The sequence below is a fragment of the Amycolatopsis sp. NPDC005232 genome, assembly GCF_040607795.1.
Taxonomy (GTDB): domain Bacteria; phylum Actinomycetota; class Actinomycetes; order Mycobacteriales; family Pseudonocardiaceae; genus Amycolatopsis.
On record NZ_JBEXHL010000002.1, the window covers coordinates 102026 to 125806 of the forward strand.

Genomic DNA, 23781 nt, shown 5'->3' on the forward strand with positions numbered 1-23781 from the left:
GACAGCTTGCTGCTCACCGCGGTGCGCACATCCTGCCACCGCTTGCCCGACGGCCCGGCCAGATCTTGAGACACGGCCTTACGCCAGTTGCGAATGTGCGTGGCGTCATCGGTGTCTTTGTGTTCCGGCTCCAGATCCGGCGCAACGTCCTTGAGCTGACGGGAGTCGAGGTTCTTGACCGCCCAGTCGCCGAGACCGTTGGGCTTGAGGGAGGTGAAGTCGAAGTTGCCGGGGTTCTCGGTGACCTTGGTGATGACCGAGTCGGTCGCGGTTTTGATGTCCGCTTTGGTGAGGAAGGGTTTCGCACTGTCCACTTTGGCGGATTGGAAGTGCGCGCTGCGGAGTGCTGCTTCGACCAGGCCGGTGTCGTGGGTGTTCTGGTCCGTCTTGGCGGGGCCCTGCTTGCTGGGCGCTTCGGCGGGGGTGTGGCGGTTGCGGCGGGGGGTGGGGTTCTGGTTGGTGGCTGGGTTCTGGTTGGTGGCTGGGTTCTGGTTGGTGTTGGTCTCGGGGTTGGTGTTGGTCTTGGTGTCCGCGTCCGGCGTGGGGCCGGGCTTGGTGTCAGTGGCCGAGTCCTGCTTGGGGTCAGCGTTCGTGTCGGTCGCCGGGCTCGAATGCGGCTCGGTCTCGACTTCAGTCGCCGAGTCGACAGGGGTCTCGTACTTGGTGTCTGTGGCCAGATCCTGCTTCGGGTCGACGTTGATGTCGGTAGCCGAGTCGGAGCCGGTCTCGGTCTTGATGTCCGGCGCCGGGGCCGACTCGGTCTTGACGTCGGTGGTCGAGTCGGGATCGACCGCGATGTTCGTCTCCGGCGTGGGCGAGGGTTCGATCTTGATGTTCGTCGCCGGGGCCGGGTTCGGGTCCGTCTTGACATCGGTCGACGGGGCCTGCGTGGGGTCGGTCTTGACGTTGGTCGCGGGAGCCGGGGTCGGCTCTGTGTTGGTGGCCGACGCCGGGGTGGGCTCGGTTTTGAGGCTGGCCGCCAGGTCGGAGTCGGTGGTGATGGCCGGCGCGGGGGTGGGCTCGGTGTCGAGCGAGGTGGCCGGGGCCGGCGTTGGGCTGGTGCCGATCTTTGGCGCGGGGGCCGGGGTGGTGTTCGGCTCGGTGTCGGTATCCGTGCCCGGGTTGGAGTCGGGTTTCGGATTCGGCGACTTCGAGCTGGTGTCGGCCTTGGGGCCGGTGGTGTTCGGCTTCGGTGAGGCGGTGTTCGTGGAGGGGGCCGGGGTCGGTGAGGTGTTCAGCGACGTTGGCGCTGGGGTCGGCGAGACGTTCGCGTTTGTCGCCAGGTTCGGGGTCGGCGAGAGGTTCTCGCTCGGCTTGGGAGCAGGCGAGGTGTTCTCGGCCGGAGTCGGCGACAGCGAAGTGTTCCCGGCCGGCGTCGGCGAGGGCGAGGTGTTCTGGTTCGGCGCCGGCGTGGGGGTGAGGTTCTGGGGTGCGGGCGTCGGGGAGGTGTTCGGTTGGGCGGCCGGGGTGAGGTTCGGGCCGTCGGTGCTGGTCTTGGTGTTCGGGTTGGTGGAGATGTTCCCCGGGGTCTGATCGGGTCCCGAAGTCGACCTGACGCCACCGACGCTGCCGGCCACCGCAGGCGGCACCGACTTGGTCGAGGTTGGTTCGGAGGTCGTGTTCGGGCTGGTCTTGGTGTTGCCGGTGGTGTTCGGGTTCGCGTTGGTGTTGGTGCCGGTGTTGTTGTTCGAACCTGTGTTGCTGCCGGAGGTGGTGTTCGAGCCGGTGCCGGTGTTGCTATTCGAACTTGCGTTCGTGCCCGAGGTGGTGTTCGGACCGGTACCAGTGTTGTTATTCGGACCCGCGTTGGTGTTCGGACCTGTGCCGATGTTGCTGTTCGAACCCACGGTGCCTGAGGTGTTGTTCGGAGCCGTGGCGGTGTTGGTGTTCGGACCCGTGGTGGTGCCGGCGGTGTTGTTTGGCCCACTGGTGATGTTGTTGGTCGAACTTGTGTTGCCCGAGGTTGTGTTCGGGCTGGTGTTGATGTTGCTGTTCGAACTCGCGTTGGTGCCCGAGGTGTTCGGGCCTGTGCCGGTGTTGCTGGTATTAGGACCGGATGTGGTGCTCGGGGTCTGGGTGGCGTTGCCGTTGGTGGGGGTGTTGGGCGGAGCGCCGGTGTTCTGGTTGGTGTTCTGGTTGCCGCCGAAGCCGGGGAGGCCGGGGTCGTTCTGGGTGGCCGAGTGATCGCCGGCAGTGGCGGGCGGTGGGGTGGCTGTGTTGCCGGTGTCGGAGTTCACGCCGCCCGGGACCGAGGGCGGTGGGACCGGGCTGCCGGTGTTGACTGAGTTCGGCGCTGATGGCGGCGGTACCGAAGTGTCGCCGATGTTGTTTGTGCCGGTGTTGGTGCCGGAGCCGTTCGCGCCGGTGTTGCCCGTGCCGCCGTTGGTGTTGCCAGTGCCGCCGTTGGTGTTGCCCGTGCCGCCGTTGGTGTTGCCCGTGCCGGTGCTTCCCGGACCGGTGTTGGTGTTGCCGGTGCCTGTGTTGGTGGAGCCGGTGTTACCCGTGCCGGTGTTCGTGTTACCCGTGCCGGTGTTGCCCGCGCCCGTGTTTGTGTTGCCAGTGCCCGTGTTGCCTGCGCCGGCGTTCGGGTTGCCGGGCGAGCCGGTGTTTCCGGTGCCGGTGTTGCTGTTGGCGCCGGAGTTGTCGCCGCTGCTGTTTCCGGCTCCGGTGTTGCCGGTCGAGCCAGTGTTGCCAGTTCCGGTGTTTGTGTTGCCTGAGCTGGAGTTGTCGCCGCTCGTATTTCCGGTGTCGGTGTTGCCAGCGTTGCTTCCACCGGCGTTGCCGGTGTTGCCGCCATCGGCAAGGCCGGTATTACCCGCACCCGTGTTTCCGGTGTTACCGGCACCGGCGTTTCCGGCGCTCGTGTTGCCCGTGTTGGCGCCACCGGCGTTGCCAGTGTCACCAGACCCGGCGTTGCCGGTGTTTCCTGCACCGGCGTTGCCGGAACTGCCGGCGCCTGTGTTGCCCGTGTTGCCGGTGCCGGCGTTGCCAGTGCCGGCGTTGCCAGTGTTCCCGGCGCCAGTGTTGCCCGTGTTGCCGGTCCCGGCGTTGCCGGTGTTTCCTGCACCGGCGTTGCCGGAACTGCCGGCGCCTGTGTTGCCGGTGCCGGCGTTGCCAGTGCCGGCGTTGCCAGTGTTCCCGGCGCCAGTGTTGCCCGTGTTGCCGGTCCCGGCGTTGCCCGCGTTCCCAGTCCCGGTGTTGCCAGAGCCCGAGTTCGCGCCGCTGCCGGTGTTTGCGCCGCCGGTTGCGCCGTTGCCCAAGTTGGTTCCGCCGGAGGAGTTGGTGCCGCCGGTTGAGCCGCCGCTGGTGTTCGCGCCGTCGGTGTTCGCGCCGCCGGTGTTGCCGGAGCCGGAGTTGGTGCCGCCCGTGTCGCCGGAGCCCGAGTTGGTGCCGGAGCCGTTGTCGCCACCAGCGCCAGCAGAGCCACCCGAGCCGCCAGAACCGTTGCCGCCAGAACCGCCGGTGGCCGGAGGCGGGGGCGGAGGCACCGACAGGTTCCCCAACCCCGGATTCCCGTTGATCCCACCCATGTCGCCCGGGCCGTTCGGGCCCTTGGCTGTCGGGCCGTCGCCGCCGCTGTTCAGTTTGTCGTGGAGGGACTGGCCGGCGTGGTGGGCGCCGTGGGAGGCGGCGCCGGAGAGGCCGCCGTTGAGGGCGCCCCAGCCGAGGCTGTCGGTGTCGCCGCCGAAGATGGCGGCGCCGGCACCGCCGACGACGACTTCGGTGGTGGCCTCGTTGGCGGCGGCGCCCCAGACGTTCTTGCCGAACTTGGTGCCGAACTTGTTGTCGAACTTGTTCATGGCGCCGTGGAAGTTGTGGGCGAACGCGCCGCCGATGCCGCCCAGGACGCCGGACTGCATGATGGCCTTGCCGTCGAGGCCGTGGCGGTTGCCCTGCGCGATCTGGATGACCTGCGCGAGCATCTCTTCCGCGATCTCTTCCGCCGCCTCCTCGGCGGCGGCCTCCGCGAGATGCGTCGCGAGGTTCATCAGGCGCTGCATGAGCGTCCGCTCGATCTCCACGATGGCGGTGCGCCCCGCCGCGAAGATCTCCGGCACCAGCGGCATCGTGAACGGGTTCGACATCGCCCAGATGATGTCGGCGGCCGTGATCGCGATGGCGATCAACATGCTGTACTTGGACTTCTCGACGTCGAGCGCCTGCGCCCGCAACGCCTGCGCCTGGCCCTGCGCCGCGGCGATGAAGTCCGTGCCCATCGTGCCGAGGTTGTTGGCGAAGTCGACGAAGTTCTTCTGCACGTCGCCGCCGACGTTCGCGGCCACGCGGCCCGCGATCTGGTTGAAGCCGGTGCCCGCTTCGGCCACGCGCCGGGCGACGTCGTCCCACTCGTCGGCCAGCGCGCGCATGGCGTCCTCGTCGCCCTGCGGCCAGGCGTCACCCGCGATGATGTAGAAGATCCAGTTCAGGCTCGGATCCACCATCAGGCTCACCGCGGGTTCACCCCCTTCGACAAAAGGTCTACAAAGGACTCAGTGCGCCGGCTTCGACTGAATCGCCGGCTTCAGCGCGGTACCTTCCCGCGCCTGCAACGGCGCGGTCGGACCTCCGTCGCCACCACTGTTGACGTCCGTGTTCAGCTGCGTGAAGTCCGTCCGCAACGATCCCGCGAGCTCCGTCGCGCCCTCGTCGACGTCGCGGAACGAGTCGGCCATGTCGCGGACCGCCGTGGTGGTGCCGTCCACGGCCTTGGCCCACGCGTCGAGCCCGTTGTAGATCTTGCCGGCCGCCGCGAGGTGCACGTTGGCGAAGTTCGAGCCGTTCTTGTCGTTGCCGGTCGCCGCGAGAACGGTGCTCGGGTTGGTCAGGGCCTGCACCCGCTGCGCCAGGCTCCGCAGCTCGCCCGCCTTCTGGGCGAAGCCGTTGGCGCTGTTGGTGAGTCCGTCCGCGTCGACGAAGAAGTCGTCAGTCATGCCTGGGTCCCTTCCTCCATGCCGGGAACACGTCCCGAGAACAACGCCCGCACGTCCACGCGGCCGCTCATCAAGTCCTGCGCCGAGAGCCCGGGCGGCAGCATCGGTGCCATCGCCTCCGCCGAGGCGCTGATCGACTTCTGCCGCGCCTCCTCGACCGTTTTCACGATCACCGCCGCCAGCTCGGCCGGCGCCATCCTCTTGTACACACTGGTGGGGAAGGAAAGTTCGGTCAGCTCACCGGTGCGCGACACCGTCGCGGTCACCTCGCGCCGCGCCGACGTGGCGCTGGTCGTGAGCGAATCCACCTGCTTGCGGTTCTCCTCGAACCGCTCGCGCTGCTGCTGGTAGGCGCCCATGGCGTCGTCCAGCATCTTCTGGTACGGAGAACTCATGCGTTACCTCCTCAGCCGACCGACGCCAGGCCCGGGCCCAGTGCCAGCGCTCCGGTCTCAGGCGGACGGATCCCGCGCAGGTCCGCGGCCGCGAGCGTGCGCGACGCGGCCGCCACCGACAGCGTCCGTGCCAGCTCGTGAGCCGCGTGCACGGTGTGCTCCGAAGCCGACGCCAGCTCGTGGGCCAGCGCGTCCCGGACGTCGTCAGGGACGTCGTGACCGCGCCGCACCAGCAGCCGCACGGCGATCTCCGCCAGTTCGTCCACTGTGTACTCGCCGAGCTCCCACCCGACGGTGAACGAGCTCCGCAACGCGGGCACCACACCCAGCAACGCGGCCACCCGCTGCGTCTGCCCGGTCAGCACCACCACCGGGTCAGCCGGACGGCGCGTCACCGCCTCCGCGACGGCCTCGACGACCTCCGCGCCCGAGCTGTGCGTCGCGATCTCCCAGTCACCGTCCACATCGAGCACGAGCACGCCGCCACTGGCGTCGTTCATGGCCGTGCGCACGAGGTGCTCGGCCTGCCCCGGCCAGCGCGGGTACAGGTCGGCGGCCACCGAGCAACGCACGAGCTGCCCGACGTTCACCAGCCCCAGCTCCGCCAGGCTCAACGCGTACAGCTTCGCGAACTCGGCCCGCCCGGACCCGCGTTCGCCGCTGATCACCAGGTTCGCCAAGTGCCCCAGCGGCTGACGCTCCTGCTTCAACCCGCCCAGGCGCACCAGCTGGCGCTGCGCGTTCTCCCGCACGCCGGCCTGGCCGACGAGGGTCCGCAGCCGGTTCCAGCCCGCGCTCGCGCCGACGGCCGCCGCCGGGTCCGAACCCACCGACACCGCCGCGGCCGCCGCCGACGGCAGCTGCACCAGCTCCGCCCGCAGGTCCTCGGCCGTCAGCCGGTTGAGCTCCGAGTCCTTCGACGGCGGCTGCAACGCCAGCCGCGACGCCTGGTTGTTCACCATCGCCTCGAACAGCTTGCGCGCCACCCGGCCGTTACCGAACGTCGCATCCTTCGGCACCCGCTCGAAGTACTCGCGCAGCGCCTGCAGAGCGTCGTCGGTCAGCTCGTAGTAGTGCTTGCGCGTCAAGCCCGTCGTGATCGTGACCAGCTCGTCGACGCTGTAGTTCGGGAACTCGATCGTGCGCGTGAACCGCGACGCCAGACCGGGGTTGGACTGCAGGAACAGATCCATCTGCTCCGAGTACCCCGCGACGATCACCACCAGCGAATCACGCTGGTCTTCCATGATCTTCATCAGCGCGTCGATGGCTTCCTGACCGAAGTCCGGACCGGACCCACCCGAACCCGCGGCCAGCGTGTACGCCTCGTCGATGAACAGCACGCCACCGATGGCCTTCTCGACCACCTCGGTGGTCTTGATCGCCGTCGAACCGATGTACTGGCCCACCAGATCCTGGCGCGCGACCTCGATCATGTGGCCCTTGGACAGGATGCCCAGCTCCGCCAGCACCGTGCCGTACAGGCGCGCGACCGTGGTCTTACCGGTACCGGGAGGGCCCGCGAACACGAGGTGGCGGCTCATCGGCGGCATCGGCAGCCCCATGCGCTCACGCATCTGGGACATCTTGATCAGGTTGATCAGGCCGGTGACCTCCTTCTTCACCCCGGCCAGACCCACCAGGGACTCCAGGTCACCCAGCGGCCCGTCCATCACCTCACCCGCGGCGTCGCTCACGCTCTGCGGGGCGGCCGGCTGGTCGGGCGTCGACGGGAACTCCGAGGACAACCCGCTCGGCGAAGAGGATTCCGCGCGCGCCTGGTCGGTGCTCACGTTCTCCACCGTCGCCTGGTCGTCCTCAAGACGGTGCACGGCCTCGCCGCCCGCGTCGTTGACCACGCAGTCGCGGATCGTCACCGGCTCGCGCGTCTCGACGAGGAACCCGTCGCCACCCGCGCCGAGCACCTCGCACTCGACGAGTGACCCGCGCGAACCCTCTTCCAGCACCACGCCGTTGCGCTTGGCGCTGCGCACGCGGCACCGCGAAGCGCTCAGCACGGAGCCGCCGGCGACGGTGATCCCGTCGGCCTTCGCCTCGGCGATTTCACAGTCCTGCAAAGAACTTTCGGCCGGGCCCGACACACGAAGGCCGCCGCCGCGCACCAGCACCGAGGTGAGCGACGACGGCGTGCTCGCCCCGAGCGTCACGGCGTGTTCGGCCGTCGAGCCCACTCTGACGTCGGCCACGGTCACCCGCGCCGACTCCGTGGCCTCCAGGCCCGCCTCGCGGCCGGTCTCGATCGACGCGTCGGCCAGTTCCATTCGCGACTGTCCGGAAAGGACAATGCCGGGCCCGGATTCGGTGTTCAGCCGCAACCCGGTGATCTTCACGGCCGCCTCGGCGTTCACGAGCACCGCCGTCTGCGTCGAACCGCGCACGGTCGCACGCTCGAACTTCGGCGTCGCCTCACCGTCGACGAGGATCGCGACCGGCGAACCCTCGAACGTGCAGTCCACGAACTGCGGCGCCGCGTTCGCCGTCGCCTGTACCGCGTTGCGCTCGGCACCGGAGAACACGCACTCGCGCAGCAGCGGCGCCGACGACCCGGCCACGTGCGCCGCCTGCATCGGCGCGGCGACGAACTGTGAGCTCGCCACCGAGATCCGGCCCTGGCTCGTGAGATAAAGGTCAACATTTGCGCTTTCACGCACAGTGAGGCCCGTGATTGTTGCGCGACCCTGTTGTTCCACCACCATCGCGGGCTTTTGTGCGCCGGTGATCTCGCAGTGTTCGATTACGGCCACCGCTTCGCCGTTCACGCAGATCCCGTTGCCCTGCGGGCGGCGCACCGCACACCGGCGCAGCACCACGGACCCGACCTCGGCCACCACGATCCCCGACGACGCCGCGTCGACGATCTCCGTGTCCTCGATCGTGCTCTGCGCGGGCGAAGCCACGACCACGCCGGCGCCCGCCGAGCTCGTCACCGTGCAGCCGCGCAGCGCGAGCTGGCCCTGCAGGCGCGCGAGCAGCGTCGCCCAGGACGCGCCGGAGATCCGGCAGCCGTCCAGCGCCGCCTCGCCGCGAACCACGTCGACGGCCACGAGGTTGCTGTCGGTGCTGGTGAGCGTGAACCCGCGCAGCTGCACGGCCTCGGCGTTGGCGACGAGGACGCTGCCCTCGCTCGCCACGACCTCGACGGTGCCCGCACCCTGCTCGGCAACCAGCGAAACCATCCGGTCCACCACGAGGTTCTCCTCGTAGCGACCCGGGTTCACGCTGATCGTGGCCCCCGGCTGCGCCTGCGCCAGCGCGGCGCCGATGGTCGGGAACGCCCCCGGCCGATCACCGCCGACCACGAGCAACTGTCGGTTCATCGATTTCGCCTCTCCCGCCTCGACACCACGCTCACACCAGCCCCGGGAGCGCCCCGAACCGCGGCGCGGACACCTCGGCGATCGGGTCCCGGCCCTCGGCCTCGGCCCACACCTCGAGCTCCCGGCGCAGCGACACCAGCGCCAGTTCGTCGAGCGAGATCCGGTCGGACGCGACCTTGCCGGTCTCGTCCACCTCGCTCGACGTCAGTTCCCGCAGCAGCACCAGCCCGCGCACGCCGTCGGCGGGCTCGCGCAGGTCCAGCACCTTGAAACTCGTGCCGGGCACGAACAGCACCCGGTTCTCCACGCCACCGGCTGTGGGTTCCAGCAGCTTCGTGCGGCGGGCCGTGATCGACCAGACCAGCACGTCGGTGTCGCCGTCCAAAGTGGACGACGGCTGCGTGAGCGTGTTGAGGAAACCCCACTCGGTGAGCACCTTCTGCGAGCGGAACAGGTCCCACTCGGACTTCGACACGGACGTCGCGAACGTCGCCGGCCCGCGGTGCGAGGGCAGCCGGCTCAGGCCCGCGACCACGCAGCGCGCGATGGGCACGTGCGGCCCGTTGGCGCCGGTGCGCAGCGCGCCGTCGATGGCCGCGCCCTTGACCGAGAGGTACAGCTGCACGGCGACCGCGTCGGTGAGCACCTCGGCCGACGACGTCGACAGCGCCCCCTGGAACCCGGGGTGCTCGGACAGGATGCGGGCCACGGCGTTGGACATCAGGCCGTACTCCGCGCCGAGCGACTTGCGCAGCCACTCGCGTTCCTTCTCGGCGCCACGCTTGGGCAGCAGCGCCGTCGCCTCGGCACCCGGGGTGGGTTGCAGGCGCGCCTCGCCCTTCTCGGCCGGAACGACCGGGGCGACCGGCTCGGCGACGCCTTCGATGGCCTGAGCGTTCTCGCTGGTCTCAGCGTTTTCGGCAGTCTCGGTGTTCTCAGTGTGCTCGGGGATGGTCTCGACCGGAACGACCGGTCCCTGCACGGTCGGCGCCTCGACCGACGGCGGCGCCACGGGCGGCATCCCCGCGGCAGGCGGCATTCCGGCGGGCGGAGTGGCGGCCGGCGGCATTCCGGCCGGCGGCCTGGCCGCGGGCGGCATCCCCGCAGGCGGGGTCGCGGCCGGCGGCATCGACACGGGCACAGCGGCAAGACCGGGCGGAGCCACCGGCGCCGACGGCATCCCCACCGGCGGTGCGGCAGGCGGAATCGGCGCGGGCGAGGCAGCCGGACCCGAGAACCCGGTCGGCGCACCGAGAACCGGCACGCCCGGGCCCGCGAAACCGCCGGGCCCCCCGAACTTCGGCGGCGCCGACGGACCGGCAAACGCAACCGGAACCTCGCCCTGAGGCACCGTGGGGCCGACCGGACCCGCGAACTCGGCACCGTGCCGGCCCGCAGGCTTGTCGTCCTGCCCGTCCCCGAACGGACCGCTCGAGGACTCCTCCACCGGCACCATCGGCGGCCGAGCCGACGTGATCGTGATCGGGCTGCCGACCCCGGCCAGCGACCGCGGCACCCCGACACCCGGGTCGAGGCGCTGCGTGATCGTCGGCTCGGACCGCAGCAACGCCGGCTCCGGCGTGACGTCCACCTCGAGGTCCACGGGCGCGGCCGGCTTGTACTTGCCGGGCATCACGACCTCCGTCGGGCCGGCCTCCAGCAACGCAGGAGCCGGGGCCGGAGCCGCGTCACCCTGCTCGATCTCCGCCAGCGCCTTGGTCGTCACCTGCGCCCGGCCGCGCTCGGCCAGCAGCGCGTGCGCGGGCAGGACGCGGCTCATGCGCCGCGTGTTCTCGTCGAGCCGCGCGAGCACGTCCTGGGCCAGCATCCGCATGCGGTCCGCGGCGTCTTCGCTCGCCGCGTCGAAAGTCAGGTTGTTGATCGAGTTGTCCAGCGTCAGCGCGCGCACGGCCGGGGTTTCGCGGCCGTCGTGCGGCGAGCGCACCAGCAGGCCGGACTGCACGACCTCGATCACGGCGTCGGGCGAGTACCAGTACACGGCCGGGGCGACCTCGTTGAGGCCGTGGATCGGAGGGCGGTGACTGATCAGGCGCGGCGCCTGCACCGGCCCGCCCTGCACGCGCGGCTGGTAGCCGATCTCGCGCACGAACGTGGTCCAGCCCAGCCGGCCGTCGAACAGCACCGTGCGCACGTCGACCAGTTGCGGCGACCCGACGGGCAGGCCGGTGTAGAACGCGACCTCCTTGCCCAGCAGGTCGGCCAGCGCCTGGCCCAGCGACGTCCCGGCCGGCACCGACATCGGGCCGTACTGCACGAACCGGGCGTTGGCCCGCACGTTCTCCGGCAGCCGCACCCACAGGCGGGCCGCGTCGTCGAGCGTCAGCGGCGGGCAGCCGGGGCAACCCAGCACGATCGTCATCCTGTCGTGCTGCGCGGGCAGGCCCTTGACCAGCGCCGCGCGGTGCGCGCGCTGTCCCTGGTCGAAGCCGACCGGCCGCACCCACAGCCCACCCGGCAACGGCTCCGCGACCCCGCGCGAGCTCGTGGATGTCAGCTCCGCCGTGAGCCCGGAGTCCCACGACGGCCGCGGGAACCGCTTGGCCTCCCACTTCGGCGCGCGCCCCGGCTGGAACTTCACCCAGCCGCTGCCGCGTCCGGAGTGGACGAACAGGGCACCGCCGGCGCTCGGGATCACCGAACCGTCAGGAGCAAGCACCGTGCGGTTGATCCGCTCCGACAGCCACTGCCCGGCCAGCGCCGACGTCTCGCGTGAACGCCCGCCGATCACCAGCCGCACACCGCGACGGCGCCGCGGCAGGACCTTCGCCACCGACTCCCACAGCGAGATCGGCGAGTCCACCGGCAGGTCCACGACGACCAGGTCGTGCTCGGTGTCGGCCGCGACGCCCAGCGCGAGCGCCTGGGCCTCGTCGGTCATCCCGGTCGCGGGGTGGACGACAAGAGCGTTCCCGACCGTCTGCTTGTCGAGGGTGGTACCGGAGGCACCGGTCCCGCGACGCACCAGCGAGAGGTCCATGTTCACCTTCGTCCTTCCTACCGGCACCGGCCCGAGCTCCCGGCACAGCTGTCACGTGCGGCGTAGGTCTATCGGTTCACGTCGGGATGCGCACGGTGTGGGACGGCCCGCCGGTGCCCCCCACTGGTGCAGACGGCGCACTCCCGCCGGTGTGATGCGCGATCAGGCCGTAGACGAAAAACCCGACCACGATCAGCAGGGCCAGCAGCGCGCCGCCGAGCAGCCCGTTCCAGGTCCGCTTGGCCGGCACGTCGAGGTGGCTCGCGTCGCCCAGCACCAGGGCCGAGGTCATCCGTCCGATGAGGAACGAATACGCCTCGACGTGGTCCTTCTGCGTCTGCACCATGTCAGCTCACCCCGTTCACGCCGTGAGCCCGGTCGCCCAGCCGTAGACCCCGAACAGCTGCAGCAGAATCGGGATCACCGCCACCGCGCTCAACGTCTCGGTCCAGTTGGCCAGGTGGCCCCAGATCGGCAGCAGACGCCGCGGCGGCGGCCGCAGCATCGCCAGCACCAACAGGAAGAACACCAGCGCCAGCCCGCCGGCCGACACCCCGCGCCAGTTGGCCGCCATCGGGTCGACCAGCGACAGCGCGAGCAGCACCAGCCCGACCGAGCCGGCGATCGACAGCGGCACCCGCTGCCACGCGCCCAGCAGCGCGCGCGAGCGCATCAGCACCGCCGCGGCCACCAGGAACGCCAGCAGCTTCGGGAACAGGTCCTGCTCCGCGAGGAACGGGAACGCGCAGGTGAACACGACCGCCGAGGCGATGCAGAAGATCGTGAGGTAACCGTCGGCGTAGGCCGTCTGCCGCACCATCTGCTCGGCGGGGGCAGGCTCGATGTCGTACTGCAGCTCCGACGCGGTGCGCGGCAGCTGCGGGCCGCGGATGCGCGCGAACCGGATGCCGATGCGCGGAGCGAAGACGAGCACCGCGATGAGTACGGCCGACACAAGGCCGGCCGTCTGGGTCGTGGTCAGCCCGGCACCGAGGTGCAGCCACATCGAAATGGCGCCGGCGACGCCCGTCGCCACCACCGCGCCGAACGGCACGAACGGCAGCCCCGGCGACCACGCGGCACGCCCGCCGATGAGCAGGCCGCCGGCCAGCGCGAACGTCAGGGAGCCGACGAGGATCGGCGCGCCCTGCAGGTCGAACGCGGCATCGACCCCGGCCACGCCCACGGCACCGGCGATGGCCGCGAACCCGCAGCCGCCGAGGCCGAGCAGCAGGAGCAGCGCCCCGTCGTCGGAGCGCACGCCGCAGGCGACCGCGGCCACGACCAGGCCGAGCGCCACGACGGCGGTCCCGATCGCGGACAGGCCCAGCGGACCCGGCATGAGCAGGATCCACGCCAGCACGACCTGCGCGAAGATCGCGAAGCCGAGGAACAGCCAGCGGTTGAACTCCGGCTTCCAGCGCCCGGGCTGGCGGCTGACGGCGGTGGCCATGCCGTCGGCGATGTCGTCGAAGTCGAGCTCCGGCAGCGGGTCCAGGCGGGGGCGGAGGTGGAACTCCTCGCCCTCCTTCCAGTCCAGCGACTCCGGCGTGCCGGCCGCGTCGAGCGGGGCCTCACCGAGGCGCTGCAGCACCCACGTGTCGGCCACGTCCTCGCGGCCGCCGGTGTGGCGCAGCAGCACCGGCAGCAGGCTCGTGAGCGGCACCGACATCGGCACGGCCAGATCGGCCCGCCCCTGCGGCCCGTACACCGTGATCCGGCAGAGCTCGCCCTGCATGGCTGTCAACGTCCGCTCCTTCCAGCGCGCGCGTTGTCATCGAAAGCACCGTGTTCGAAAGAGCTCATCGCAGGCCGCCCACCAGCTGCTGCTGCTCGGCTTCCGCGCCCAGTGGCACGTAACCGGTCTGCACGAGCTTCACGCCGCGGCGGGTGACCAGCTGCGCGCGGCCCGCGGGCAGGTTGCGCGGGGTCGCCTCGCCGAGGAACTTGCCTTCTTCCTTGGGGTAGGAGAAGACCACGCCGGGGCTGCCGAGCTCCCAGGCCCGGCGGATCACCGGGTCGCTCAGCGCCCGCATCGCACCGGAGGTGCTGCGCGCGACGATGAGGTGGAACCCGATGTAGGAGCCCTGCGAAAGCAAGGACAGCAACGACTCCAGCGGCGAGCCCATGCCGCCGGTGAGCAGCTGGTAGTCGTCGACCACGAAGAACAGCCGCGGGCCCGTCCACCAGTCGCGGCGCTTGAGCCGGTCGGCGGTGATCGACTGGTCCGGCACGCGCGGGGTGAGCGACACGCTCGCCTGCGCGGCCAGCTCCTGCAACGCCTCCGTGGTGGTGGCGTAGCCGACGCGGTAGGCCTCGGGGACCTCCGTGTCGAGCATGCGGCTCGGGTCGGCGAGCACGATCTTCGCCTCGCTCGGCTGGTAGCGCGCGAGCACCGAGCGGATGACCAGCCGCAGCAGGTTGGTCTTGCCGGTCTCGTTGTCGCCGAAGGTGAGCAGGTGCGGCGTGGCCTCGAAGTTGTGCCACACCGGCAGCAGCCGCTGCTCGTCCTGGCCCAGCGCGATCCGCAGGTCGCCGTCCGGCCGCGGGAGTTCGCTGATCGGCAACGTGTTCGGCAGCATCCGCACCGCCGGTGCCTTGCGGCCCGGCCAGAACGTGTGCACCTCTTCGGCCACGGCCTTGGTCGCCGCCGCCAGGTCGTCGGTCGCCGAGCTGCCGTCCATGCGCGGCAGCGCCGCCAGGAAGTGCAGCCCGTCCGGCGTCATGCCGCGGCCGGGCTGGTTCGGCACCGTCTTGGCCTTGCGCGAGCCGATCTCCGACTCCATCGGGTCACCCAGGCGCAGCTCGAACCGCGTCTGCAGCAGGTCGCGCAGGTACGGACGGATCTCCGACCAGCGCGTGGACGCGATCACCACGTGGATGCCGAACGACAGACCGCGCGAGGCCAGCTCGCCGATCTTCTGCTCCAGCTCCGAGTAGTCGTTCTTGAGGCTGTACCAGCCGTCGATGACCAGGAAGACGTCGCCGAAGGGGTCGTCGATCTGGCCGCGCCGGCGCAGCTGCCGGTAGACCTCCATCGACTCGACCCCGCGCTCGGAGAACACGTTCTCGCGGTACTCCATGATCTGCGAGATCTCTTCGATGGTCCGCACCACGCGGTCGCGCTCGAGGCGCGTGGCGACCGAGCCGACGTGCGGCAGGCCGTTGATCGACATGATGCCGCCACCACCGAAGTCCAGCCCGTAGAACTGGACCTCCTGCGGCGTGTGCGTCATCGCCAGCGCCAGCACGAGCGTGCGGACGATGGTCGACTTGCCCGTCTTCGGGCCACCCACCACGGCCACGTGGCCCGCGGCACTGGACAGGTCGGCCATCAGCAGCTCGCGCACCTGCTCGAACGGCCGGTCGATCATGCCCATCGGCACCCGCAGGCGGCCGTGGTGCGCCGGGTCCTGCACGCTCATGCCGCGCACCGGGTCGGGCAGCACGCTGGGCAGCAGCGAGTCGAGGCTCGGCGACTCCGCCAGCGGCGGCAGCCACACCTGCCGCGCGGCCGGGCCCGCGCCCGTGAGCCGGTCGACGAACACGTCGGCCAGCGTCGGGCCGACCGGCGCCGCGTCGAGAGCGTCCACATCGGACATCTTCTTCTCGGCGGGGTCCGGCTCGTCGTCGCGGATGATGAACCGGCTCGGGCGCGACTGGGTGAAGAACGGCACCACCTCGCGGCTCACGCGCGCGGCGTCCGAGTTGCCCTCGCCGCCGCCTGCGGGCACGGGACCGGACACGTACGCGGCCTTGAACCGCACCAGGTTCGTCGTGTCGATCTTGAGGAAACCGTTGCCCGGCTCCGAAGGCAGCTCATACGCGCTGCCGACCCCGATCACACTGCGCGACTCCATCGAGGAGAACGTGCGCAGCGCGATCCGGTAGGAGAGGTGGCCCTCCACACGGTGGATGCGGCCCTCGTCCAGCCGCTGCGACGCGAGCAGCAGGTGCACACCGAGGCTTCGGCCCAGCCGCCCGACCGAGACGAACAGCTCCATGAACTCCGGCTTCGCGCTCAACAGCTCGGAGAACTCGTCCACCACCAGGAACAACGTCGGCATCGGCGCCAGCTGCTCACCGGCCGCGCGTGCCTTCTCGTACTCGTACAACGACGGATAACCACTGGCGCGCAACTGTTCCTGCCGGCGCACCATCTCACCGTTGAGCGAGTCCTGCATGCGGTCGACCAGCGGCAGCTCGTCGGCCAGGTTGGTGATCATCGCGGAGGTGTGCGGCAGCCGGTCCATCCCCAGGAACGTCGCGCCACCCTTGAAGTCCACCAGCACGAAGTTCAAGATCTCCGACGAGTGCGTCGCCGCCAGCCCCAGCACCAGCGTGCGCAGCAGCTCCGACTTTCCCGAACCCGTCGCGCCGATCAGCATGCCGTGCGGGCCCATGCCGCCCTGCGCCGACTCCTTCAGGTCCAGCTCGACGATCTCGCCCTCTTCGGTCACGCCGATCGGGACCGACATGCGCGCCCGCTGCACCGCCCGCGGCCGCCACTGGGCCGGGATGTCGAACGTGTGCACGTCCTTGATGTTCAGCAATGCCGTCAACCCGAAGTCGCTTTCCAGCGGCTGCTCCGCGATCTCCAGCGTCCCACTCGTGCGCTTCGGCGCCAGCAACCGCGCCAGGCCCTCGCCCTGCGTCACCGACAGCTCGTCGCGCAGCGCCGAACCCGCGCCCGTACCGGCGGGAAACTCGACGAGGTCGTCCTTTGTGGTCAGCCGCAGCACCTTCGGGCCACCGGGCAGCGCGCCCGTGACATCGAGCAGCACCACGTTGCGCAGACCCGCACCCACCAGCCGCGACGACTCCGGGATCGGTGCCAGGTGCGCCACGATCACCACGAGCGGCTCGGTCGTGGTCGGACCCACCGCCTTGTCGTGGTCGTCGCGGTCGGCGACGTCCGGGCCCAGGATGTCCATCAGCTCGTCGTGATCCGTCGCCAGCATCCGCAGCGGACCCGCCGGATCGCGGAACGTCGGGTGGTTGTTGTGCGGCATCCACTTCACCCAGTCCCACTGCGACTGGGCGGCCTCGGTCGTCAGCACCGCCACCCGCAGCTCGTCGGGCGAGTGGAACGTGATCAGCTGCGCGAGCATCGCCCGCACCAGACCGACGGCGGCCTCGGGGTCGCCGTCGAACTCCACGCTTGTGAAGCTGCGCAGCCCCACCGCCGTCGGAATGCCCGACAACGTCCGGTACGTCTCCGTGAAGCGCCGCAACGAAATCGCCGACAGCGGATCCAGGTCCTCGATCGGCTTCGTCACCGGCGGCATCAGCTCCAGCGCCGACTGCTGCGACCCCAGCCCGATGCGCACGCGGCCGAAGTCGTCGTGGCTCACCCGCCGTTCCCACAACCGCGGCCCCATCGCCAGCGACCACAGCGAATCCGGCGACGGGTTGTTCCACGCCACCGCCCGCCGCTGGTGCTCCGCCGTCGACCGGGCGCGCTCGCGGACCTGCGCGATGTAACGCAGGTAGTCGCGCCGCTCGGCCTTCATCTTCCGCTTGCGCTCACCCGCGGCCCGCGACAGCTGGCCCAGGCTCATGGCCATCATCGACACGCCCATGCCGCCACCGAGCACGTACGTCATCGGCGAGCTGCCTCCGACGCCCGAGAACGCCAGGATCATCACCATCGACCCGATGCCCATCGGCAGCATCATCAACAGCGAGTTGAAATCCCGGGCCGCCGGCTCGGCGAGCACCGGCGGCTCCTGCAGGTCTTCCTGCCCCTCGGGCAGCTCCGGACCCGCGACCCGCGGGCCACGCTTGACTGTCTCAGTACTCACCGGTGCACCTCCTTCCGAACGTTCCCCGTCACTCGAGCACGCCCGAAGGCCGGCTCGCCGGGCGACCCCACGCGGACTCGTCCTGGCTCAGCAGGTCCGCCATCGTGCGTTCGGCCTCTTCTTCCTCTTCGCCCTCTTCGACTTCGGCAGTGTCCTCTTCGGACTCGAGCTCGTCGGGGTCGGGTCCGCCGTTCGTGGGCAGCTCGTCGGCGTAGAACTCGCCCTGGCCGGTCCGCACCCGCTGGTACGTCGCGAGGTGCGGCGAGTCCTCCGTGCCACCCGCCGGGCGCCACGGCTTGTCCGAGCGCTCCACCAAGTCGGTGACGAAGTCCTCCTCCCGGTCCTCGCGCTGCGCGAACACCGAGGAAGGCAGCAGGCCCGGCAGGAAGTCGGCCGTGCCGGCGTCCCACGCCGAGGTGTCCACGACCTCCGCTGCCTGGACCACGGCGATGCGCACCTCGTCGGGCTCGCCACCGCCGACGCCGCCCGCGATCGCGCCTTCGCGGTCATCGTGCTTGTTGTTGTGCTGCTCTGAGTTCTGCGTGTTCGGGGCCGATTGTGTGGCCGGGGTTGCCGGAGTTGCTGCCGACCCGGCCACTCCCCAGCCCGCTTGCACGGGCGGCACCACGACCGGGACGGCGGGGACCGCGCTCGTCGCCCAGCCACCCGAGCCGGCTGCCGGCTGGTCGCCGGTGCCCCAGCCCGTGACGGGGGCCGGGTCGTCGGGGGCCGCCGTCTCGACCGGGGCGGCTTCGACGGGCGTCGGGTGGACCGGCGTCGGGTGGACCGGCGTCAGGTGGACCGGAGTGGCGTCGACCGGCACCGGGGTGACCGGAGTGACGTCCACCGGCACCGGCGCGGCAGGCACCGGATCGGGCTGCGTCGACCACGACGTCGCGGGCGCCGCCGGCGTGTCGCTGACCACGGCCGGGTCGCCGGCACCCGCCGGGACCGGGCCGTTCGTCCACGGCTGCGTGGTGGCGTCGAGCAGGCTCGCGGAGTCGGGCCGGTCGGTCGCGGTGCCGGTCGGCGCGGGGCCGCCCATGCCGTTCTGGGGCGGGACGGCCGCGCCCGGCGTGCCGGTGCCGTCGACGTCGTGCGCGGCGGGCGTGCCGAGACCGTCCACAGAGGACAGTGCCGGCGGCGCCCAGTCGGCCGACTTCGACGGCGGGGTATCCCCGAACGAGTTCGGGTCACCGACACCGGCCGGCGAGTTCGCCAGCCACGCGTTGTCCACGCCACCGAGCAGACCGGCCGAGTCGGGCCGGTCGGCGGCCGGCGCGTTCGCACCCGCCCCGCCTCCCGCGCCGCCCGGCGGCATCATCGGCATGCCCGAGCCCGCGCCACCGGCGCCAACCTGACCGGGACCGTTCGGGTCCGCCAGCGATTGAGGCAGATCCGGCGGCGGCACGAGGTTGCTCGAATCCAGCCCCTTGACGCCGTCGAGCCCACCGCCGACACCGCCGAGGTCACCGGCACCGCCGACGCCCGCGTCCGCTCCGGGCGGCGGAGCCCACGACGCCGACTTGAGCGGCGGCGTCTCGCCGAACGAGGTCGGGTCGCCGATGCCCTGCGGGACGTCGGTGAGCCACGGCTTGTCGATGCCCCCGAGCAGACCGGCGGAGTCGGGCCGCTCGCTGCCCTGGTTGCCCAGGCCGCCCGCGCCACCACCCGCGCCGCCCGGCGGCATCATCGGCATGCCCGAGCCCGCACCGCCGGCACCGACCTGGCCGGGACCGTTCGTCCCGTTCGGGTCCGCCAGCGACTGAGGCAGGTCCGGCGGCGGCACGAGGTTGCTGGAGTCCAGCCCCTTGATCCCACCGGGACCGTCCGAGCTCGCGCCACCGAGACCGCCGGCGCCGTCGAGGTTTGCACCGCCCGCGCCACCGGTCCCGCCGGCATCACCGGGCGGCGGTGCCCACGAAGCGTGGCTCAGCGGCGGGGTCTCGCCGAGCGAGGTCGGGTCGCCGATGCCCTTCGGGATGTCCGAGAGCCACGGCTTGTCCACGCCACCGAGCAGGCCCGCGGAGTCGGGCCGCTCGCTGCCCTGGTTGCCCAGACCACCGGCACCACCCGCGCCGCTCGGCGGCGGCATCATCGACGGCGGCGGGATGGCGCCCTGGTTGCCGGTGTTACCGCCGTCCTGCAAGCCCGGCGGCAGGTCCGACGGGTTCAGCGCGTTGCTCGACAGGTTGTTGCCCAGGCCGGCGTTGCCCGGCGGCGGCGTGAGGGCCGGCGGCTTGATGTCGCCGAGACCACCACCGCCACCTGTGCTGCCGGGGCCACCGCCGCCCTTGACGTCACCGGGCGGCGGCGTGAGCGCGGGCGGCTTGATGTTGGCGAGGTTGGTCCCGCCGTTGTTGGCGCCGTTGTTGCTGCCCGTCGAGCCGGGCGGCGGCGTCAGGTTGGGCGAGGTGAACGGGGGCAGGTTGCCGAGACCACCGTTCTGCCCGCCGTCGTCGCCACCGATCGAGCCCGGGGGCGGCGGCAGGTTCGGCGACGTGAGCGGAGGAGGCGTGGTGTCGAAGTTGCTCAGCCCGGCACCACCGGGCCCGCCACCGGGACCACCGCCACCGGACGTGTCGAGGTTGGGCGGCGCCACGTTGAGGTTCTGGAACGGCGGCAGGTCGCCGCCACCACCGTCGCCGCCACCGACGTCACCGGGAGGCGGCGGGATGGCCGCGGCGTTGAGGGGTGGCGGATTGCCGCCACCGCCACCGGTGTCACCCGGGGGCGGCGGGATGTTGGGGGGTGGGACGTTGCCCGCGCCGCCGGTGCCGTCGCCACCACCGCCGTCGCCACCACCGGCACCCCCGCCGGGAGGCGGGATGTCGGCGGGCGGCGGGATGTTCGGGGGCGGCGGCAGGTTGTCGCCGCCCCCGCCGGGCGGCGGGACGCTCGGCGGCGGGGGCGGCGGGGCCTGGCCGGGCGGCGGCGGGGTGTAGCTGGAGGTCGCGACGGTGTTGTACTTCCCGGCGAGCTGGTTGCCGACCTGACGCATGTCGTTGGTCATCATCTCGACCGCGTCAGGGAACTGCGAGATGAACGCCCGCCCGTCGCCGAGCACCTTGCCGCGGGCGATGACCTGCTCGGCGTAGTAGCTGTCGATGTAGCGAAGGGTGTTCTGCGCCCACTGCAGGTAGGCGGCGGAGTTCACGAGCTGGGTCGGGATGTCGCGCGCACCGCCACCGCCGTCGGTGATCATGTGCACGAGGGCGTCGAACTTCCCGCTCAGGTTGGCGGCGAGGACCTTGAAGTTGTCGGCGGCGGTGCCCTTCCACGGCCCGTCGTCGCCCGCGAGAGCGGCGGTCTGGTCCTTGATGGCTTGGGAGATGGCGGCGAGGTTCAGCTGCGTTGTCTGGAACACGCCGGCGGCGGCCTGCAGCGACTGCCAGTTGACGTTGCCGTAGGCCCGGTCCAGGTTGTCTTGACCACCGGTCATCGAACCGCCGCCCAGGATGGCGGCCTCGATCTGCTTCCAGGTCAGCCCGTCGAAGTCCTTGCCGGGGTCTCCGGTGGTGTTCGCGTTCCCGTTGCTGCCGGAGTCAGGCCAGATGCCGTTGTCGTCCTGCTGGAACCCGTTGTTGTTATTCGGGTTGGTCACTGCCGCTCCATCTTCCCTTGCTCACCTGGAACCTGGGACCGCCGCCCCGCGAGGCGGCGGTCAGCTGTGCTTGTTGCCCGCGTTGTTGATTTCGTTGCTGACGTTGCCGAAGTACTGGTTGTACTTGTCCATCGTCATGTTGTTGGCCTCGTCGGCGTCGTCGTAGGCCTTCGACGCCGTGTTCACGGCCTCGGAAAGGTCGTGCAGCGACGTGATGAGGTCCTGGATCGTGGCGCGCGTGGTGTCGCGCACCCCGCCCGGCCCGACGATCGGCTGGGTGATCTTGCCGTTGGCGGTGGCGAAGATACCGGGCTTGACGGTGATGCCGTCGAGCTGGCCGGGCAGGTCCTTGAGCGGGCCGTCGGCGAGGGTCTGCATGTTCGTGGCGAACGTGCGCATCGCCTCGGTGTTGACCGTGGTCACGCCCTTGCCGGGGTGGTCGGCGCCACCGGGGACCGCGGGCGGCGTGGTGACGTTGCCCTGCGGGATCCACTGGTTGTCGACCGGCGGCGGGTTCTGGTCACCAGGGCTCTTGAACGGGCCGCTCGTCGACGCCGGGGTGTTGTTGTCCGGGTGAAGCGAGTCCATCACCGTCTTCGCCGATTCGAAGACGACTGGGTCGAATGCCATGAGTGCTCACTGTCCTTTCAGGTCTGCGGACCCGGTGGGGACACCGGGGGCGCGGCGGGTGACCCACCGCGCCCCGGGGACCCGCGACGCCGGCATCAGCGCTGCGCGAACCGCTGCGCGTTGCCGCTCTCGGTGGTCGAGGTGCCCTCGTTGATGTGCGACAAGGTCTGCGAAGCGGCGTCGAGGGCCTGCGGCAGGACCTGCGCCTGCTGGTGGCACCACTCGTAGGTCGACTGGAACTCGTCGGCCGCCGAACCGGTCCAGTGCTCGCGCTGCGCCTGGATCTTGCTGTGCATCTCTTCCAGCAGCGAGGTGATCTGCTGTGCCTGCTGCTTGGCCGTGTTGACGGTGTCGCCCATCACGGCGAAGTTGATCTGGAAGTTGCCCAGAGCCATGGATCTGTCCTCTCAGGAGAAAGCTGGGTTGGTTTCGAGCAGGTCAGAAGCCGTTGAGGCCGCCGCCGCCGATGGCAGCGGCCTGCGCGCGAGCCGTGGAGGTGTTGTCCTCGTCGCCGCGGTCGTAGTCCGCGGCGCCCTGCGTGACGTGCTCGGAAAGCGTGGTCAGGCGCTGCACGATCTTCTTCACCGTGTTGTCGAACTCGCCCATGGCCTGGTGGAAGATCGTGGCGGAGTCCGACCGCCAGGTGCCGAGCAGTTCCTGCATGGTCGAGTCCACCTGGCCCCCGGTGCTCGTGATCCCGTCACCGGTGCTGGTGATCGTGCTCGCACCCTGACGCATGATCCCGGTATCGACCTTGGCGCCGTCCTGCGAAGCCATGCTCTTCTCCTCTGGTTGGATTTTTCTTCGATTGTCGACATGTAGTCGAAGCTGCTCTCCGCCAACACGACGTCGTCGTGAGGACGGTTCATCGCAAATGCCGTGACGCCGCTTCACACTTCCGAGGTTCGAGAAGGCTGACCGGAGCCGGCGAGGTAACGGTAAGTGAGTGCGCGACACACTGCGGTCTGTTGTTCCCTTATGGACACCACGTCGCGGACGCGGGGGCAACAGCGTTCACGACCGGACAAACAGGACATGCCCAGCAAGGCCCGGGTGCGGCTCACCGGATCGGTCCGCTTCTTGCCCCTTTTTCCGCCCAGGTCTGCATGAGAGGCCATCGCCGGAAAGTGTCGGTGCGGCCCCGTAGAGTGCGGGCCGTGATCGACCAGCTCACCATCCCGACCGAAGCCGGCTCCTTCGACGCGATCGCCTCGGGACCTCAGGACGGTCGCCCCGTGCTGCTGCTCCACGGCTTCCCCGAGGCCGCCGTGGAGTGGGAACACCAGGTGGCGACCCTCGGCGTGCTCGGCTACCGCGCCGTGGCACCCGACCAGCGGGGGTACTCGCCGGACGTTCGACCAGAACAACCGGCGGAGTACGGTATTTCTACCCTGGTGGACGACGCCGTGGCAATGGCGGATGCGTTGGGGTGGCCGAAGTTCGACCTCGTCGGGCACGACTGGGGCGGGGCCGTCGCGTGGTGGACCGCGGACGCGCACCCCGGCCGGCTGCGCAGCCTCGCCGTGGTGTCCACCCCGCACCCCGCGGCTCTCGCGGCGGCGATGAAGACCGACGAGGACCAGCACCTGCGCTCGGCGTACATGACGGAGTGGCGCGCGACCCCGGCCACGGAGCGGAAGATGCTCGCCGAGGGCGCCCGCGCGCTGCGCGACATCTTCGAGCGCCGCATCCCGCCGAGCCGGATCGACGAGTACGTGCGGCGCCTCGAGGAACCGGGCGCGCTCACGGCCGCGCTGAACTGGTACCGCGGCGGCCGGCCGGGCGGGAAGATCGGCAAGATCGACGTGCCGACGCTCTACGTGTGGTCCACCGAGGACGTCGCGTTCGGCTCCACGGCCGCGCTCGACACCGGCAACTGGGTCACCGGGCCGTACCGGTTCGAGATGCTCGAGGACGTGTCCCACTGGGTCGCCGAAGAAGCCCCCGAGGCCCTCACCTCCCTCATCGTGGAGCACCTCGGCAGCCACTGACGAACGAGCCGGCCCGGGTTTCGTTGGCACACGGGAATTATTACTGACATCCGTCCAATTCGGACCGGTGGACAAGATCGTTCACCCGAG

13 protein-coding genes (1 of these 13 running past the window's edge) are annotated in these 23781 nt (G+C 70.6%); 1 reads left to right on the forward strand and 12 read right to left on the reverse strand.

The window, feature by feature from the left end; translation table 11 throughout:
* The 12 genes from ABZU76_RS04160 to ABZU76_RS04215 form a co-directional block, all read right to left on the reverse strand.
* A protein-coding gene (locus ABZU76_RS04160) for a hypothetical protein (protein ID WP_354864921.1) crosses the window boundary here: on the reverse strand, positions 1-4442 show its beginning. It extends 22054 nt beyond the left edge of the window; the window shows 4442 of its 26496 coding nt (coding positions 1-4442); the start codon lies at positions 4440-4442; its stop codon lies beyond the left edge, outside the window.
* 48 nt (positions 4443-4490) lie between these two features.
* A complete protein-coding gene (locus tag ABZU76_RS04165) occupies positions 4491-4931 on the reverse strand; it encodes a hypothetical protein (protein ID WP_354864923.1) in 441 nt (146 codons plus the stop codon).
* On the reverse strand, positions 4928-5326 hold the full coding sequence (locus tag ABZU76_RS04170; RefSeq protein WP_354864925.1) for a YbaB/EbfC family nucleoid-associated protein: 399 nt from the start codon (positions 5324-5326) through the stop codon (positions 4928-4930). Before ABZU76_RS04170 ends, ABZU76_RS04165 begins: the two co-directional genes overlap by 4 nt.
* 11 nt (positions 5327-5337) lie before the next feature.
* Entirely contained in the window at positions 5338-8664 is a 3327-nt protein-coding gene (locus ABZU76_RS04175) for a right-handed parallel beta-helix repeat-containing protein (RefSeq protein ID WP_354864927.1), read from the reverse strand.
* A 31-nt stretch (positions 8665-8695) separates the two neighbouring features.
* Positions 8696-11662: a hypothetical protein gene (locus ABZU76_RS04180; protein ID WP_354864929.1), complete on the reverse strand. Its 2967-nt coding sequence runs from the start codon at positions 11660-11662 to the stop codon at positions 8696-8698.
* Between the two features lie 76 nt (positions 11663-11738).
* Positions 11739-12008, reverse strand: a complete 270-nt coding sequence (locus ABZU76_RS04185) for a type VII secretion protein EccB (protein WP_220245042.1) — start codon at positions 12006-12008, stop codon at positions 11739-11741.
* 15 nt (positions 12009-12023) lie between these two features.
* A complete protein-coding gene (gene eccD / locus ABZU76_RS04190) occupies positions 12024-13400 on the reverse strand; it encodes a type VII secretion integral membrane protein EccD (protein WP_354865965.1) in 1377 nt (458 codons plus the stop codon).
* Positions 13401-13464: 64 nt separating this feature from the next.
* Positions 13465-17466 carry a type VII secretion protein EccCa gene (eccCa, locus tag ABZU76_RS04195; RefSeq protein ID WP_354864931.1) on the reverse strand — a complete coding sequence of 1334 codons (4002 nt, stop codon included), beginning with the start codon at positions 17464-17466 and terminating at the stop codon, positions 13465-13467.
* Between the two features lie 28 nt (positions 17467-17494).
* Positions 17495-21070 carry a hypothetical protein gene (locus tag ABZU76_RS04200; RefSeq protein WP_354864933.1) on the reverse strand — a complete coding sequence of 1192 codons (3576 nt, stop codon included), beginning with the start codon at positions 21068-21070 and terminating at the stop codon, positions 17495-17497.
* A gap of 60 nt (positions 21071-21130) precedes the next feature.
* The gene (locus ABZU76_RS04205) at positions 21131-21700 is read right to left on the reverse strand and encodes a hypothetical protein (RefSeq protein WP_354864935.1); all 570 of its coding nucleotides are present in this window, start codon (positions 21698-21700) and stop codon (positions 21131-21133) included.
* 95 nt (positions 21701-21795) lie between these two features.
* The gene (locus ABZU76_RS04210; protein ID WP_220245046.1) at positions 21796-22095 is read right to left on the reverse strand and encodes a WXG100 family type VII secretion target; all 300 of its coding nucleotides are present in this window, start codon (positions 22093-22095) and stop codon (positions 21796-21798) included.
* A 43-nt stretch (positions 22096-22138) separates the two neighbouring features.
* Complete coding sequence (locus tag ABZU76_RS04215; protein ID WP_220245047.1) at positions 22139-22477, reverse strand: WXG100 family type VII secretion target; 339 nt, start codon at positions 22475-22477, stop codon at positions 22139-22141.
* A gap of 380 nt (positions 22478-22857) precedes the next feature.
* Here ABZU76_RS04215 and ABZU76_RS04220 point away from each other — a divergent pair, with 380 nt between their 5' ends.
* A complete protein-coding gene (locus ABZU76_RS04220) occupies positions 22858-23691 on the forward strand; it encodes an alpha/beta hydrolase (protein ID WP_354864938.1) in 834 nt (277 codons plus the stop codon).
* Positions 23692-23781: the final 90 nt, after the last annotated feature.